Source organism: Fodinibius sp. SL11 (assembly GCF_052060035.1).
In the GTDB taxonomy this organism is placed as follows: Bacteria; Bacteroidota; Rhodothermia; order Balneolales; family Balneolaceae; genus Fodinibius.
Window position 1 is genome coordinate 169,373 of the sequence record NZ_JBPOEA010000003.1, and the last position, 15,003, is coordinate 184,375.

17 protein-coding genes are annotated in these 15,003 nt (G+C 43.1%); 10 read left to right on the forward strand and 7 right to left on the reverse strand.

All coding sequences use genetic code 11. The features are described 5' to 3' along the window. Positions 1-11: 11 nt before the first annotated feature. Positions 12-1,241, forward strand: coding sequence for an exo-beta-N-acetylmuramidase NamZ family protein (locus tag ACQ76V_RS06210; RefSeq protein ID WP_440999620.1), 1,230 nt, complete (start codon positions 12-14; stop codon positions 1,239-1,241). An 8-nt stretch (positions 1,242-1,249) separates the two neighbouring features. Here the strand turns inward: ACQ76V_RS06210 and rlmB are convergent, their stop codons facing one another. Then, complete coding sequence (rlmB, locus tag ACQ76V_RS06215; RefSeq protein ID WP_440999621.1) at positions 1,250-1,993, reverse strand: 23S rRNA (guanosine(2251)-2'-O)-methyltransferase RlmB; 744 nt, start codon at positions 1,991-1,993, stop codon at positions 1,250-1,252. Positions 1,994-2,073: 80 nt separating this feature from the next. On the opposite strand from rlmB, the gene ACQ76V_RS06220 reads away from it, so the two are divergent. The 3 genes from ACQ76V_RS06220 to ACQ76V_RS06230 are packed head-to-tail and all read left to right on the forward strand — an operon-like array spanning position 2,074 to position 3,623. Continuing rightward, a complete protein-coding gene (locus ACQ76V_RS06220; RefSeq protein ID WP_440999622.1) occupies positions 2,074-2,421 on the forward strand; it encodes a hypothetical protein in 348 nt (115 codons plus the stop codon). Between the two features lies 1 nt (position 2,422). Continuing rightward, positions 2,423-2,755 carry a hypothetical protein gene (locus ACQ76V_RS06225; protein ID WP_440999623.1) on the forward strand — a complete coding sequence of 111 codons (333 nt, stop codon included), beginning with the start codon at positions 2,423-2,425 and terminating at the stop codon, positions 2,753-2,755. Further along, positions 2,745-3,623: a glycerophosphodiester phosphodiesterase gene (locus ACQ76V_RS06230; RefSeq protein WP_440999624.1), complete on the forward strand. Its 879-nt coding sequence runs from the start codon at positions 2,745-2,747 to the stop codon at positions 3,621-3,623. Before ACQ76V_RS06225 ends, ACQ76V_RS06230 begins: the two co-directional genes overlap by 11 nt. A gap of 5 nt (positions 3,624-3,628) precedes the next feature. Here ACQ76V_RS06230 and ACQ76V_RS06235 read toward each other — a convergent pair whose 3' ends face one another. The 4 genes from ACQ76V_RS06235 to ACQ76V_RS06250 are packed head-to-tail and all read right to left on the reverse strand — an operon-like array spanning position 3,629 to position 5,755. Beyond that, complete coding sequence (locus tag ACQ76V_RS06235) at positions 3,629-4,048, reverse strand: secondary thiamine-phosphate synthase enzyme YjbQ (protein ID WP_440999625.1); 420 nt, start codon at positions 4,046-4,048, stop codon at positions 3,629-3,631. A gap of 1 nt (position 4,049) precedes the next feature. Next, on the reverse strand, positions 4,050-4,895 hold the full coding sequence (locus tag ACQ76V_RS06240) for an alpha/beta hydrolase (protein ID WP_440999626.1): 846 nt from the start codon (positions 4,893-4,895) through the stop codon (positions 4,050-4,052). A 33-nt stretch (positions 4,896-4,928) separates the two neighbouring features. Beyond that, complete coding sequence (gene thpR / locus ACQ76V_RS06245) at positions 4,929-5,471, reverse strand: RNA 2',3'-cyclic phosphodiesterase (protein ID WP_440999627.1); 543 nt, start codon at positions 5,469-5,471, stop codon at positions 4,929-4,931. An 8-nt stretch (positions 5,472-5,479) separates the two neighbouring features. Further along, positions 5,480-5,755 (reverse strand): acylphosphatase, encoded by a 276-nt coding sequence (locus ACQ76V_RS06250; RefSeq protein ID WP_440999628.1) that lies wholly within the window; start codon positions 5,753-5,755, stop codon positions 5,480-5,482. A gap of 169 nt (positions 5,756-5,924) precedes the next feature. Here ACQ76V_RS06250 and ACQ76V_RS06255 point away from each other — a divergent pair, with 169 nt between their 5' ends. From ACQ76V_RS06255 to ACQ76V_RS06275, 5 genes are all read left to right on the forward strand, one after another. Further along, a complete protein-coding gene (locus ACQ76V_RS06255) occupies positions 5,925-6,863 on the forward strand; it encodes a hydrogen peroxide-inducible genes activator (RefSeq protein ID WP_440999629.1) in 939 nt (312 codons plus the stop codon). Positions 6,864-6,948: 85 nt separating this feature from the next. Continuing rightward, complete coding sequence (locus tag ACQ76V_RS06260; protein ID WP_440999630.1) at positions 6,949-7,896, forward strand: TerC family protein; 948 nt, start codon at positions 6,949-6,951, stop codon at positions 7,894-7,896. 7 nt (positions 7,897-7,903) lie between these two features. After that, a complete protein-coding gene (locus tag ACQ76V_RS06265) occupies positions 7,904-8,341 on the forward strand; it encodes a hypothetical protein (RefSeq protein WP_440999631.1) in 438 nt (145 codons plus the stop codon). Continuing rightward, the gene (locus ACQ76V_RS06270) at positions 8,338-9,321 is read left to right on the forward strand and encodes a hypothetical protein (protein ID WP_440999632.1); all 984 of its coding nucleotides are present in this window, start codon (positions 8,338-8,340) and stop codon (positions 9,319-9,321) included. The genes ACQ76V_RS06265 and ACQ76V_RS06270 overlap by 4 nt, the downstream gene beginning before the upstream one ends. Continuing rightward, positions 9,314-11,032: an ATP-dependent DNA ligase gene (locus tag ACQ76V_RS06275; RefSeq protein WP_440999633.1), complete on the forward strand. Its 1,719-nt coding sequence runs from the start codon at positions 9,314-9,316 to the stop codon at positions 11,030-11,032. Before ACQ76V_RS06270 ends, ACQ76V_RS06275 begins: the two co-directional genes overlap by 8 nt. Positions 11,033-11,203: 171 nt before the next feature. Here ACQ76V_RS06275 and ACQ76V_RS06280 read toward each other — a convergent pair whose 3' ends face one another. After that, positions 11,204-11,698: a hypothetical protein gene (locus tag ACQ76V_RS06280; protein ID WP_440999634.1), complete on the reverse strand. Its 495-nt coding sequence runs from the start codon at positions 11,696-11,698 to the stop codon at positions 11,204-11,206. A gap of 149 nt (positions 11,699-11,847) precedes the next feature. On the opposite strand from ACQ76V_RS06280, the gene ACQ76V_RS06285 reads away from it, so the two are divergent. Further along, positions 11,848-12,801, forward strand: a complete 954-nt coding sequence (locus ACQ76V_RS06285; protein WP_440999635.1) for a DNA-3-methyladenine glycosylase family protein — start codon at positions 11,848-11,850, stop codon at positions 12,799-12,801. 187 nt (positions 12,802-12,988) lie between these two features. On the opposite strand, the gene ACQ76V_RS06290 is transcribed toward ACQ76V_RS06285, so the two are convergent. Then, positions 12,989-14,800, reverse strand: a complete 1,812-nt coding sequence (locus ACQ76V_RS06290) for a sodium:solute symporter family protein (RefSeq protein ID WP_440999636.1) — start codon at positions 14,798-14,800, stop codon at positions 12,989-12,991. Between the last annotated feature and the right edge of the window lie 203 nt (positions 14,801-15,003).

A 15,003-nucleotide genomic window follows, 5' to 3' on the forward strand; every position in this document is an offset into this window, starting at 1 on the left:
ATTTCGAGGATATGCGAGCTATTTCTGCCCTGCTTACCGTTTGTGCATGTTTAGTTCTTTTGGGATGTAACTTGACTCAGTCCCAGCCAACGGTACAAGTAGGAGGACAGGTATTGCTCAACAATCACCTTGACGACTTAGAAGGCAAACGTGTAGGATTGGTCATGAATCCCACGGCCCGCGTCGAAGGCTCGCATATGCTTGATACCTTACTTGCCCGAAATATAAATATTACCACCCTTTTTGCTCCTGAGCATGGCTTTCGCGGTGATATTGGAGCCGGTGAAACAATTGAAGATGGGATCGATCAATCTACTGGATTGCCGGTATTTTCTCTTTATGGCAAAAGCCGTACCCCAACTCCCGACATGCTCGAAAAAGTAGATGTTCTGCTTTTTGATATTCAGGATGTTGGAGCCCGATTCTATACCTATAATGCTACACTGGGAAATGTCATTGAAGCTGCGGGGGCTCAGGATATTCCGGTATGGGTATTAGATCGACCCAATCCCGCCGGTGATTTAATTTCGGGATGGATGATGCAGGACAAACACCAGTCATTTGTAGGCAAGTATCCTATCCCCATGGTACACGGAATGACACTCGGCGAATTGGCCAAAATGATGGTCGGTGAACAATGGGTCGACAATGCGGATCAGGCAACCGTTCGCGTGATTCAAATGGATGGATGGAACCGTTCAATGAAATGGCCTGACACCGGTCTTGACTGGATACCTCCCTCTCCAAATCTTCCCCGTTTTTATCATGCCTATGTTTATTTGGGAACCGTACTTTTTGAAGGTACAACAATGTCTGAGGGACGAGGGACGGATAACCCATTTCTTCGAATAGGGTCACCGAAAACTAAGCTGACCACCTCTCATATTGCAAAACTTCGTCGACAATTTTCGGGCGTTAATATTGAGCGGCGTTCTTTTACTCCGAAATCGATTCCCGGCAAAGCTTCCAATCCCAAGTTTGAAGGAGAACGGTGCCACGGTATTGCGATTCAGATCACCAATCCCGATGCATTTAACCCGGTTAAACTTGGAACTGAGCTACTATCAACGTTGCTTGATGCAAGCCCGGAAGCTTCATTCAATAATTATATGCCTAAACTCAGCGGCATAGATAATGCGCTACTGCAAGAGCAGTTAAAAAACGATTCGTACCTTAATAATTGGGAGAAAACAGCCCGAGAATTCAAGAAGCAACGAAAACAATATCTTATCTACGAATAAATTTGGGGCTACACTTTTCGTTTCCACTCGTAACAAAGTAGAGCCGCACTTACCGAAGCATTTAATGATTCTACATTATTTTCCATGGGAATACGAAATTTGTAATCACAGTGCTCCAAAGTTTTTTGACTGATGCCACTGCCTTCGTTCCCCACTACAAACGCCAGCGGACGATCAACCTCCAGATCCCAAAGATCTTGATCCCCATTCATATCAAGTCCGCAGATCCAAAATCCTTCCTCTTTAAGCTTCATGATAGATTGATTAAGGTTTCCAACCCGAACGATGGGAATACGTCCGGCAGTACCGGCTGAAGTTTTATGAACGGTTGCATTGATGGGCGCCTGCCGATGCTTCGGAACCAATACCGCTGCAATACCTGCTGCTGCCGCTGTGCGAAGCATAGCCCCCAGATTCCCGGGATCTTCGATTTCATCCAACAACAAAACAGCCGGATAGGTCGAGGTATCAACCGTATCGAGCCAGTTGCCAAAATCCTGATAGGATATCTGGCTCATCAGGGCCACTACTCCCTGATCGTTCACTTTTCCTACCAATTCAAAAAGTTTGGAACCCGGGACATGCGAAATAGGTATACGATGTTGTGATGCTAAACCAAAAATATCCGGGAGTTGCGAATCGTGCAATGAATCACGTACAAAAATTTTCTCCATACGCTCGGCTTCATTGTTCAATGCTTCTTTGATGGGATTGCGACCATAGATGTAAATATTGTTATCATTTTCTGGCATAATAAAGGCAGTAAGTTGAAATATTAATAATTTCGTTTAACTTATAAGTACTAACGGCTTATTTAAAAAAGGGTAGACCTATGAAAAACAAGAACCGAAAAGATGATTCCTTTCCATTCTCTGAGTCATCCAATATAAAGGATTCCATACATAATTCTGCCATATCACATTATGTAGAACAAACCCATTCACTTTCTACATTCTATATGATTGCCGCAGTATCACAAATATTCCTGGGCTTGACTGTTGTAACTGTTTCTGTCTTGGGGCTAATCCAGCCACAATGGCTTTCCACATCGCTAATAATGATCGCCAGTGTAACAACTATGATTGGTCTTTATCTTCTGTATATTACGGCTGCAAAAAGAAGTAAGCACAATTCATTGCTTCGCAACGCAATGCAGCGCATTATGCAACACAAAAATTGATATGACCGATTTTAGCGATTCTAACACCCAGAACCGACTTCAATCATACCTGAAAGTTCATCTTAAGAAAGAAGAACTTTCGCTATCAGAGACTGAGCAAATAGAGGCCCTTCAAAAAAGAAAACGTAATAAATGGATTCAACTTGCCGTAAATATTGCGGCCATCCTGTTTTTTGGATACTCCTTTTATTTTGATATCACCCAGCTCAGCCAAACCTTTTTTATCATCATTTTTGCTGTTTTTGTAATAAATATGGGTTTAATCTTTTATCAAAAGAATCAACTTGATGAGCTGCTGGAATACCTGCAATGGAAAATACAGCATGGGAATTAGGGCTCTCTACCTTATCTTGGTTTTTGTTCCTATTGCAACTGTTAATGGTCCGGCTCAGCCTTCTATGATACAAAAGCACAGTTTGCCTACACTTTATAACGACGATGGTGACAACTTCATCATCATTGCCCATCGCGGTGCCAGCGCTTATTTTCCTGAAAATACCATGATTGCGTTCAAAAAAGCGATAGAATTAGGGGCCGAAATGATCGAGCTGGATGTTGCTCTAAGTAAAGACGGTGTGCCTGTTGTTTTTCATGATGCACGACTCAATAAGCATACCAACGGACGTGGATACCTAAGTAATTATACACTCAATGAACTAAAACAATTAGATGCAGGCTCGTGGTTTGATCCACAGTTTTCAAATCAAAAAATTCCCACGTTAGAAGAAGTGCTGAAATTTGCATCGGGTACTATTGCTATTAATATCGAAATTAAAAGAGAAGCTGTTTCTGATTCTATTTTCGGGGGCATTGAACAAAAAGTAATCCAGCTGGTCAATGAATTTGACATGCAAAATCACGTCCTCTTTTCGAGTTTTGATTATCGAGCATTGCTTCATTTAAAACAACTGGCCCCCGATATTCCTGTTGCCTTACTGTATAACCGAAGGCAATCAAATCGCTTACTGCCAAATCAACTGGTAAAAAAATATGGTGTAGATGCTTTTAACTGCAGCTACCGGCAGTTAAGCAGAAAATGGATCGCCAACCTCAACAAATACCGCATCCCGAGCTTTATTTATACGGTTAACAGCAAAAAACGTATGCAAAAATTGATTGAAGGTGGTGTGAATGGCATTTTCACCGACAAACCAGATGTGTTGCAAACTGTTGTGGAACAATATCATTCCCAGGCTCAATAACTGCTTTACTTTCCCATCACCTGCAAAAAGATTCGGCGATCTCTGGATTTATTATCGTGATTAAAAATCACAATCTGCTGCCATGTTCCCAGTACCGGTTTCCCATCATGCAACGGGACTGTTATGCCCGGCCCCATCATGGTAGCACGTATATGCGAAAACCCATTATCATCGCCCCATGTTTCGCCGTGACGTGTGGTCTGATCGTGCGGTGCAAACTCCTCCAGTTTGTCCTTCATATCCTCAACAAGTGCCGGCTCAAACTCAATCGTAGATATCGAAGCAGTAGAACCGATCGGAAAAATATGAATGATTCCTTCCAAAAAACCACTTTCGGTGGCAAAATCCCTCACCTGTTCCGTGATATTTTTAATATCCGAAAATCCTTCGGCTCCAACCGTAATCTCTTTGCTGGTAATATCCATATTATTGATTCCTCGTGTTTGCATTCAAAAACTGCCGCAATGCCCGGCGATATTTTTCTCCTGTCTCCCAAAATCCGGAGCCGTGAGAACCTTGCAGCTCAACAAATGTTTTGGGGGAATTGGCCGCTTCGAAAAGTGACTTCCCATGATAATACGGTATAATTTCGTCATCTCTGCTGTGAGCCATAAATAATGGGGATTCAATCTGTTTAATATTTTCTATGGTGTTGTAGTCATACTTTATGATGGACCGCACTGGTAGCCAGGGATACAAATCGGCTCCCAAATCAGCAGCAGATATAAACGTGGATTCGATAATAGTAGCAGTAACAGCCGATTGTTTTTGAACAGCAAGCCACGATGCGACGGCACCACCCAACGACCGACCCATAATCACAATCCGATCGCTTTCAGTATTCCTTTCCGATTCCAGATAGTCCCATGCAGCCCGGGCATCTTTATACGTTCCTTCCTCGCTGGGGCGTCCATCACTTTTTCCATATCCCCGATAATCAAAGATAAAAACGTTAACTCCCAAATCATGGAGAAGCTGTATTGTTTGCAGTCGCCCCGAGATATTACCTGCATTCCCGTGGAAATATAAAACAGTAATATTGCTATCGGCTGGAATATACCATCCATGCAAAGACAAGCCATCCTCTGTCGTAAAGGTGATATCATCATACGATAAACCAACATCTTCAGGAGTATAGGAAAGTGATTTTTGAGGATGATAAATCATTTTTCCCTGCAGCAGATACATCAAAAAAACCAACAGAATATATCCGACCGCCACACCTAAAAGAATCCAGAAAAATGACTGCACAATTCGCAAAATAGATGACAATAGTTTGAGTTAATCAGATCAAATATAACAAAACTATTCATCCGACTTCAGCCGGTAAGATTGCAATCGACTATGCCGGGCACCGTCAGAATGCAGTTTACTTTCATAAAGTACAAACTCATCAACGAGAATATCACGAACAGCGAATTTTTTATGCTGATTAATAAATGATGTAACTGCTCGTTTAGACGTGCCCTTTGTACGTGCAACCGTGACATGAGGCTTAAACGGTCGCTTTTCCGGGCAAATGCCCATATTCTGACAGTAACCTTCGATTTTTTCATGCAACTCGAACAGCAACTCATTCTGTTTGACGCCCGCCCAAACAACTTTGGGATGTTTGCCTTCCGGGAAGTACCCAATTCCTGCTATCGTCATAGAAAAATTGGGATGAGCAATTTTTGTCATTTCTTTCCGCAACTTATTGCCAGTGGTTTCATCCACTTCTCCCACAAATTTCAGTGTCAGATGCATTTGCTCTTTGGCCTGCCACCGCATTCCTTCGATGGGTTGCTGTAAATCCAGCAATCTTTTTTTTACTGCTTCAGGGATAGGAATTGCTATAAATAAGCGCATAAAAAAGGTTAATGATAACGCACCTCAAATTCTTCATACTCTTCATCAGCTTCTTCAACCGTAACATCAATATTATCCACACGGCTGGCACCCGGTCCCTGTTCACAACGGTTTACCATCTCTCTTATATGGTCAAGTGGCCCGGCAAAAACGGCTTCTACCCGTCCGTCGGGTAGGTTTTTAACCCAGCCAAAGACTCCGACTTCTTCGGCATTTACCCTCGCGAAATGTCGAAATCCAACTCCTTGTACCCGTCCTTCGATAAATACATGCGCCTGTTGCATAATTTTTTTAGCTATGCTTTTATTAAATCGTTAACTCTCAATTGTTTAGTGATTCACGGCTAATGTACTAATCTGAAAGGAAATCTCGAACTTTCACGATTTAAAGTTTTAAAGTTTGTATAATTCCGTCAAACATATTGTTCCAATTTTGCTTTGAAATAGATTTACTATGACTATTACGCAACTAAAATATATTATTGCTGTCGACCGCTACCGCCATTTTGCCACTGCTGCAGAAAAATCATACGTCACCCAACCCACTCTCAGCATGCAGATTCATAAACTGGAAGACGAGCTCGGTGTTACCATTTTTGACCGCTCCAAATCGCCCGTCATTCCCACTGAAGTTGGGGAAAAGATAATAGCCGAAGCAAAAAAAATTATCAAACAGTCCAAACATATTGAAGATCTGGCAGCCCTGACTGATGATGAACTCCGGGGGACCTTTCGCATTGGCATTATCCCAACTGTGGCTCCTTACCTGCTTCCCCTTTTTCTTCGGAATTTTCGCGACAAATATCCCAATGTACACCTGGTTTTCGAAGAAGTTGTCACCGACAAATTATTGGATTTACTAAATCAGGACTATCTTGATATTGGGATTATAGCCACACCTGCAGACCGTGGTAATATTTTTGAAGAGGATCTCTATTATGAACCGTTTTTGGGATATGTATCCGAAGATCATTCCCTATCAAAAAAAGAGCGGCTTTCGGTTGACGACTTGGAAGTCACTAACTTGTGGTTGCTCAATGAAGGCCATTGTTTCCGCGATCAAACCGTTAAGCTGTGCAAGAAATTCCGTAAAGATAAGCTCGAGGATCCCATGATTGAATTCGAAAGCGGCAACCTGGAAACTTTGAAACAGTTGGTTGAGCAAAATTTTGGGATGACTTTACTCCCCTATCTGGCTAAAAATCAGATTAATGAGCAATGTGCCAAAGCACATTTGCGGGAGTTTGATGATCCTGTTCCACGCCGAAAAGTACGGATCGTTTATGGACGTGAATACCTGAAAAAAAATATCATTGAAGCTTTCAAAAATGAAATCATATCAGCAATCCCGGGAGAACTTAAGACAGAAGAGGAAGGGCTTTTAGTTGAATAGTTTGTACCTGGCCAACTATCAACTTTCTTAAATATTACCTACTTTTGAGGCTTGTTTTTTTAATCTCAAAAATTAGATCTCCGTTTTGGATCATTCCATTCTTCTGTGGTCAGTTTTCAATGTGTTCATCATTGTGATGCTCATTGTTGACTTGGTTGTACTCCATAAAGAGGATGAAGCCGTCAGCATCAAAGAAGCGTTGTATTGGACGGGCGTTTGGATTGTACTGGCACTCATTTTCGGGTTGGGCATATACTATTACATGGGATCTCAAACGGCCCTCGACTACTACACCGGCTACCTGATTGAAAAATCTCTCAGTGTCGATAACATCTTCGTATTTTTGCTGGTTTTCACCTACTTCAAGGTACCGGATGAATACCAGCATAAAGTGTTGTTCTGGGGGATTTTCGGGGCGCTGGTTATGCGATTGTTTTTTATTTTTACCGGCGTAGCCCTTCTCGAGCGCTTCCACTGGATTATCTACGTCTTTGGTGGATTCCTCGTTTTTACCGGGATTAAACTGGCGATGGAAAAAGATAAAGAGGTCCATCCCGAACGAAATCCGGTATTAAAGTTAGTCCGCCGCATATTTCCCACGACCAAAAGTTATCACGGCTCAAAGTTTTTTATCCGCAAAATGGGTCGGCTCATTGCCACTCCACTGTTTATCGTCCTGGTCGTTATCGAAACCACTGATCTCGTTTTTGCACTCGATTCAATTCCCGCCATTCTGGCCATTACCCGCGACGAATTTATTATCTACAGCTCCAATGCTTTTGCGATTTTAGGTCTCCGAGCCCTTTATTTTGCCGTTTCCGGGATTATGCGATTATTTCATTACCTGCACTATGGACTCTCTCTGATTCTCGTTTTTGTGGGTATTAAAATGTTGCTTTCTAACTTATATCACATTCCCACACCATACGCCCTGGCATTTGTTGCCGGTGCGCTTATCCTCTCTATCGTGGCTTCCATTATGTATCCCAAAAAAGAAGACCCCGTAGCACAAGAGAACCTGCCCGACGAATAATTCAACCATGGATTTTTCGAACTTTTCTGTAAAATGGTTTACGGTCTTCTACTCAGTATCAGCCGTTCTTTTGTTTGGTAGCGGCGGATACCTCATTTTAAAGAAAGAACAAGCTGAACAATACCTTAAAGAGGCAGCACAAAATAAAAAGCCGCCCATCTTGTTCATCCGAATTCTCAAATATCTGTTCCTTTTTATCCTGCCGGGACTTGTTTTGTCATTTTTTCCCTTCTCTTGGATCGAACTTCTGTTTAGTATTTGGAGTTTATTGGTTGTATACATTGGCGGTCTTCAATTGATCCGCTGGGAGCAAAATCGCAAACTCATCAAAAGCAGTACTCAGCTAACGGAAATTATTAAAAGAAGTGGTGCCATAATGGTGGCAGTCGGGTTTGCGTTATTATTGCTCGCATACTTCGTAATAACACGACAACCACTTTCATGAACATCACTAAAGCGGGATATCACGGTATTCTGCTTCCGGATTTGAACCTCGGTTTCGATTACAGCGGTACCGACACACAACACACCTTTATTTCGCATGCCCATGCTGATCACATGCCACGCAACCGGCAAAGCAGCGTCTACTGCACCTCCAATACCCTTAAATTGATGCGGCGTCGGGGCTATAAAGGCAGCGCAACCGTCTTAGAGTTTGGGGAATCCATAGAAACAGACGAGGCACGTATTACACTCTACCCGGCAGGACACATTTTGGGATCAGCGATGGTATATGTAGAATCTGATGAAGGTTCTGTCCTCTATACCGGAGACTACCGCACGCCCCCGTCTCCCGCTTCAGAGGGATTTTCCATTCCCGAGCAGGTCGATCATTTTATTACCGAAGCCACCTTTTCATTGCCCATTTACAAATGGGATACCCACGAAAACCTCGGACAGGAAATTCGGTCATTTGCACAACAAACATTGGATGATGAGGCAACGCCGGTTTTTCTGGCATATAATCTTGGTAAAGCGCAAGAAGTGATGCACTTGTTGGCACCACTGGAACACAAAGTGCAAATACACGGTGCAGGCTATAAGCTTTGTGATGTATATGAAGAAGCAGGAATTGACCTGGGTGACTACGAGCCTTACGATCGCAACACCTGTGAAGGTAAGATTTTGATTACCACAAATTCAGCCTTGAATAACGGCTTTGCATCTAACATCCGCGAAAAACGCATCGCCTACTGCTCGGGATGGGCCACGCGAGATGCTGCTCGAAGTCAACTAACCGTCCATAAACTAATACCCCTTTCTGATCACCTCGACTTTTTTGAGCTGATTCATCTTTGTGAATCATTAAATCCTCAAATGGTTCATATTACACATACTCCCAACGCCGATGTCGTTCAACATTATTTGGAGCAACGGAATATTTGCTCCCGATTTTTAGATATGGAGGTCGAAGAAGATGACTGATTCCCAAAGTACATTCCGCCACTTATCTGAGACGGCTCAACAAATCAATGAAACCCGTAGTACAAATGCCAAAATATCGTTATGTGCAAAGTATTTTAAGGGCCTCAATAGCGATAAAGAGTTGCAATTAGCTGCTCGTTTTTTAGGAGAGGGTGCTTTTTCATCTATTTCGGGGAAACTCGCAACGATCGGGAGCAGAACCTATTCAACCTGCGCCGCCGAGTTCTGCGAAATCGATTACGAAAAAGTATTTAAACCGTGCAAAACAGCATTAGGTAGTGCCTCCGAAGCTATCGAAAAGCTAATGCACAACATTGAAGCTGCACGCGAAAAGTGTGAACCTGGCAAGCTCATGCTCCAAGAGATTGAATCCATTTACCAAGAGATCTATCAGGTTTCCTCCCGTGCTGACAAGCAACGTATTCTTCGCAGGGCCTGGAAGCAGATGACTCCACTCGAAATCAAGTTCTTCATCCGAATCATGACGCGGGGATCGCTGCGTATCGGCTTCGAAACCAAAAGTGTTGTTTCTGCACTGGCCAAAGCTTTTGGCAAAAATATGGATGACGTTCGTTATGTCCATATGATTACCGGTAGTATTGGCAAAACAGCTCTACTCTGTAAGAATAACAACCTTGATGAGGCAAACTTCAAGCTCTTTCATCCGCTGTCATTTATGTTGGCATCACCTATCGAAAGTTGCACAGTGGAAAACGTGGATCAATACATCGCCGAGGAAAAATTCGACGGCATGCGGGCTCAGGCCCACATTAGCGGACAGCAGGTTAAATTGTATTCTCGCGATCTCAACGATATTACGCATTCTTTCCCTGAAATTGTGCGGTTTTTCTTGAAAAAAGACTTGCCTGATGTCGTTTTTGACGGTGAAATATGTGTCTATAAAGACGATGAGATTCTGCCTTTTCAACTGCTTCAAAAGCGCATGGGACGAAAAAATCCGGGGAAAAAGATTCTGAAAAAATTCCCCGTTTTATTCATTTCCTATGACCTTCTTTTTCATGATACTAATCCCATTTTTGAGCACTCCCTTACACAACGGCGACAGCTTCTGGAACAGCTTTCCAATAAACATGAACTACCAATCACCAACCAATTTACGGTGCAGGACCATGATCATGTTGATGAACTTTTTAAACGAGCCCTGGCTCACGGCAATGAGGGATTGATGCTCAAAAAAGCTGACAGCACTTACGAATATGGACAGCGCCGCAAATCGTGGCTCAAAGTCAAAAAACCGGGTGGTACGCTTGATACGGTAATGATGTATGCTCATGCCGGTTCGGGAAAACGGGGAGGCTATTATTCGGATTTTACGCTGGGTATTCGAGTAGCTGAAGATGAGCGTTATGAAGAAGAGTTCATACCCATTGGAAAAGCATATGGGGGGTATACCGATGAGGCGATGAAGCGACTGAACAAGCGCATCAAAGATCTGACTGTCGAAAAATACGGTCCTACGCTGGGGCTTATCCCTGAAATTGTCATTGAACTCGAGTTTGATGATATCCAGGTAAATAAGCGGACCAAGGCTAATTATTCGCTGCGTCTTCCTCGTTTTAAGACCATTCGCTGGGATTTGGATCCAAAAGATGCTGATACCTTAAAGGATGTGGAACAGATGTATCAACAGAAAATAGATCGCGAACGGTTGAAACAACGCGAAAATCCGTCGTTTCATTTCCCAAAATAAAAAATACTGATGGAATTGCAGTTGCTATTTTTAAATAAATAGCAACTGCAATTCGGCCGAGTTCAACCCAAGCCTTTGTAGAGTCCCAAAAAATTAAGATCATACTGCGAGGAAACCATTCCTCCCTTGCAGTATGATCTCTAAATTAGTGCTGATTAAGTAGCTGAAATGCTAATTCTGCTTTGTCAATCCCTGTTCTTCAAGCTCAGTAAAAACAGGCTGAATGTAATCCTGCACTGCTTTTTTCTTGACATCGAAGGTTCGCCATTCCGACATCTTAACCTGTTTTTGAAGTCGAATAGAAACCTTGGAACCAGAGCCTTCATCGCTAATATTGACTTTCATCCGCATTCGTTCGTCACTACTGGATCCTGCAACACGTCCACCGCTTACTGATCCGGACCCACCGGTTTCTCTCCAGCCGGTTTCCAGGGTATGTGCCTGTTCATCAGACGATTCTATTTCCCAAGCCTGATCCATCAGAATATCGAAAGCATTACTCTCAAGAACCTCATTTACCGTACCAAAAACCTCATCCGGAGACTCCTGATACGTTTGATATGTTAACCCTTTCTGTTGTGCATCCGGCAATTGGTAAACTGAACTACTGCCACAGCTTATCATTAACAACCCAACTATTAAAATACTCGTGATTTTCATCTTCATAATATCTTCTCTTGTTAGAATGTATTGTTTCCCTTAAAAAGATGATTAATTTCCAAAGTGTCAAAAAACCTATCCACTTCAAGGAATGATCGAAAAAATAGTTGCATTTTTTTGTTCCACTTAACATTAATTCTTTACTTCACGCTTTCATGAGTAACTGGACGCTACCATCAACACCACCCCACGACTGGTTTTTATGCCTGGATATTGACCAGTATTTCGATCACGAACACGATCCCGAAAAGGTCTTTGAAGAAGGATTCACCCGCCCTATTCCCTTAGAAGATCGGGATATACTTGTGACCTCCTTTTTCAATGGGGATCCGGAAAACCCCCAATTTCACTTTGAAAGTGATGAGTCGCTTAGCGCCAACGAAATTGAAGAAGCCAACAAAAGCTTAGCACGCATTTTCGGCACCAACATTGACCTGCGCCCCTTATATGATCAAGCTAAAGACGATCCGGTGTTGGGTCCTTTGCTTACCGAGTATTATGGATTCAAGCGGATGGCCCGCGCTACCCTTTTTGAAGATACCATTAACCGTATCATCCAGATGCGGCTTTCGCATAAACCGACGGCCAAAAAGATGGTCTACAATGTGCGCAAAAGTTACGGTTCACTTATCAACACAGGAGGTGAAAATATCCCGGCCTGGCCGCGACCGCATCAGCTCATTAAAGCCACCCCAATGAGTATTCGTCAGCTCGATCCCGGGCCCACTAAGCGAAAGGGAGAATTTATCATCGGCTTTGCCGAGGATCTGCTTTCCGGTGAACAAGATCTGCGCCACCTGGAAACGTGTCCGCCAGACGAATTTTACAATACGATTTCAAATGTACGCGGCATAGGCCCAACCTCTGCTCAGCAGTTAATGCTGTTTCGTGAACGTCCCGATGCCGTCTTTCCCAGCAACAAAAACAAAGGCAAAGAAAAAGGACATCGTCGGTGGATTATCCTCAACTATGGCGGGGATCCCGACAACACCTCGGAAAATGAATTTCAGCAGATGATCAAAAACTGGGAAGGCTACGAAGCGGCCGGACTCGAATTTTTATTCATCGATTGGGTGATGAGCGAGAAAGAAAAAAAGCAGAACCGTTAAATTGGTCTATGTCATTCCAACTTGTTTCGGGATCTTATATAGCAGGTTCTGATAAAAGTTCAGCATAATACAATAAGGAAAGATGTTAGTTTTGTTTCGTATCTCTACTGCGTAGCGCATTAGATAAACAATCCATTTCGAATTATCATAACCTAAACGTCGATATTTAATTCAGAATATCGATTCATCAGTACAGATCCTCTTCCGGCTGAATATCGATCAGCTTACGCCAGGCTTTAAACAAAAATCCCGAAGCAACAAGGGCTACAACCGTAATTACAGAGGCCAGAATCCATTTGCCGTATATCCAATATCCGGTGGCAAAGAGCGCGCCGTATACAGCAATGCATCCCAACACCATACAGAGCAATCCCTGAGGCACGCGCCATGCTTCATCTTCTAACGGTTCTACCTCTTTATCCTCAGCACGAGCTTTGTTGATAACAGTTTGCCACCCGGGTCCACCCGGACGCGCTACTTTACAAAAGTTGATCAACGTTTCTTTATCCGTGGGACGGGTAGCAAATGTTACTCCTACCCATCCTATAGTTGTGACAATTACACCGATAATAAGTTCTTGCCATCCCGTAACCTCCGGTAGACCGGTATAGGGATGCCCAAACTGAAAATAGAGGGCAACCGCAAAAGCGATAAACATAGCTGCGATTTCACTTCCCGCATTAATACGCCACCAAAACCAACGAAGGATAAAGAGTAATCCTGTCCCCGCACCTATTTGAAGGATAATTTGAAAACTATCGAGTGCATTTCTCAGTAATAATGCAAGAGCACCGGCGACAATCATCAGAATAACCGTAGAAATACGACCCACCATCACAAGCTCTTTTTCCGAGCTTTCGGGACGGATGAATCGTTTATAAAAATCATTCACCAAGTACGATGATCCCCAATTGAGATGCGTAGAAATAGTGGACATGTAGGCTGCCGTGAGAGATGCCACTACCAATCCCAACCAGCCTGTAGGAATAAAAGTAAGCATCGCCGGATAACCCATATCATGATCAGCTACCCCCGATGCATCAGGGAAGGCATTTTTTAAATCAGCCACTTCCGGAAAGACAATAATCGAGCATAAACCCACGATAATCCATGGCCAGGGACGCAAAGCATAATGGGCGGCATTAAAAAAGAACACCGCTGCAATAGAGTTATTTTCATCTTTGGCCGCAAACATACGCTGGGCGATATATCCGCCGCCGCCCGGTTCCGCACCGGGATAATAGACACTCCACCACTGAATGACCAACGGAATGATAAATATGCCGATAGCCTGTGAGGGATCAGAAAAATCGGGAAGTATATTTAATTTACTCACAACTTCTTTATGCTCCAAAAGCCCACTCAATCCACCAACTTCGGGATGATTGAGGGCTACATAAGCTGCAATCAAACTCCCCCCGAGAGCCAGAAAAAACTGGAAAAAGTCCGTGAGTAAAACCCCGCGCAAACCGCCTAAAGAACTGTAAATAACAGTGACGATACCGGCAATCACCACAGTTTCTACGGGCGTCAGTCCCATAAGTACACCGCTAATTTTAATAGCCGCCAGCGATACCGTAGCCATTACTACCACATTAAAAATAAAACCAAGGTAAACAGCACGGAATCCACGTAAAAAAGCAGCCATTTTACCGCTGTAGCGAAGCTCGTAAAACTCTACATCGGTAAGTACCCCGGAGCGCTTCCATAAATTCGCATATACAAAAACAGTCAACATCCCGGTAAGCAAAAACGCCCACCACACCCAGTTTCCAGCTACGCCATCGGTACGCACGATATTAGAAACAAGGTTGGGTGTATCGGTTGAAAAAGTCGTGGCTACCATCGAAATCCCCAGTAACCACCAGGGCATATTCTTTCCCGCGGCAAAAAATTGCTCGGAATTTTTACCGGCCTTACGCATCACCCAAACACCAATCAGCAACGAAAAGATTAAATAAGCTCCAATAATGGCCCAGTCAATGGGTGCAAGAATCATGGTTGTTTGATAATATTACGATTGATTATTCTAAAGATCTCTAACAAACGTAATTTTATTAAGAGGCTCAACGTCATTTAAAAATATTTTCCATTTGCACATCTAAAGTATAACCGTTAGAAAATCACACACCCTTATTGAAATAAAAAAGTCCCCATCTATCGAACGGGGACCTACTATATTTCTTTCTGCTAATGTTTTTC

Excerpts from the sequence above, each read along its gene's own strand:
- ACQ76V_RS06210 (WP_440999620.1), top strand. The coding sequence starts at position 12 with ATGCGAGCTATTTCTGCCCTGCTTACCGTTTGTGCATGTTTAGTTCTT.
- rlmB (WP_440999621.1), bottom strand. The coding sequence starts at position 1,993 with ATGCCAGAAAATGATAACAATATTTACATCTATGGTCGCAATCCCATC.
- ACQ76V_RS06220 (WP_440999622.1), top strand. The coding sequence starts at position 2,074 with ATGAAAAACAAGAACCGAAAAGATGATTCCTTTCCATTCTCTGAGTCA.
- ACQ76V_RS06225 (WP_440999623.1), top strand. The coding sequence starts at position 2,423 with ATGACCGATTTTAGCGATTCTAACACCCAGAACCGACTTCAATCATAC.
- ACQ76V_RS06230 (WP_440999624.1), top strand. The coding sequence starts at position 2,745 with ATGGGAATTAGGGCTCTCTACCTTATCTTGGTTTTTGTTCCTATTGCA.
- ACQ76V_RS06235 (WP_440999625.1), bottom strand. The coding sequence starts at position 4,048 with ATGGATATTACCAGCAAAGAGATTACGGTTGGAGCCGAAGGATTTTCG.
- thpR (WP_440999627.1), bottom strand. The coding sequence starts at position 5,471 with ATGCGCTTATTTATAGCAATTCCTATCCCTGAAGCAGTAAAAAAAAGA.
- ACQ76V_RS06250 (WP_440999628.1), bottom strand. The coding sequence starts at position 5,755 with ATGCAACAGGCGCATGTATTTATCGAAGGACGGGTACAAGGAGTTGGA.
- ACQ76V_RS06255 (WP_440999629.1), top strand. The coding sequence starts at position 5,925 with ATGACTATTACGCAACTAAAATATATTATTGCTGTCGACCGCTACCGC.
- ACQ76V_RS06265 (WP_440999631.1), top strand. The coding sequence starts at position 7,904 with ATGGATTTTTCGAACTTTTCTGTAAAATGGTTTACGGTCTTCTACTCA.
- ACQ76V_RS06270 (WP_440999632.1), top strand. The coding sequence starts at position 8,338 with ATGAACATCACTAAAGCGGGATATCACGGTATTCTGCTTCCGGATTTG.
- ACQ76V_RS06275 (WP_440999633.1), top strand. The coding sequence starts at position 9,314 with ATGACTGATTCCCAAAGTACATTCCGCCACTTATCTGAGACGGCTCAA.
- ACQ76V_RS06280 (WP_440999634.1), bottom strand. The coding sequence starts at position 11,698 with ATGAAGATGAAAATCACGAGTATTTTAATAGTTGGGTTGTTAATGATA.
- ACQ76V_RS06285 (WP_440999635.1), top strand. The coding sequence starts at position 11,848 with ATGAGTAACTGGACGCTACCATCAACACCACCCCACGACTGGTTTTTA.
- ACQ76V_RS06290 (WP_440999636.1), bottom strand. The coding sequence starts at position 14,800 with ATGATTCTTGCACCCATTGACTGGGCCATTATTGGAGCTTATTTAATC.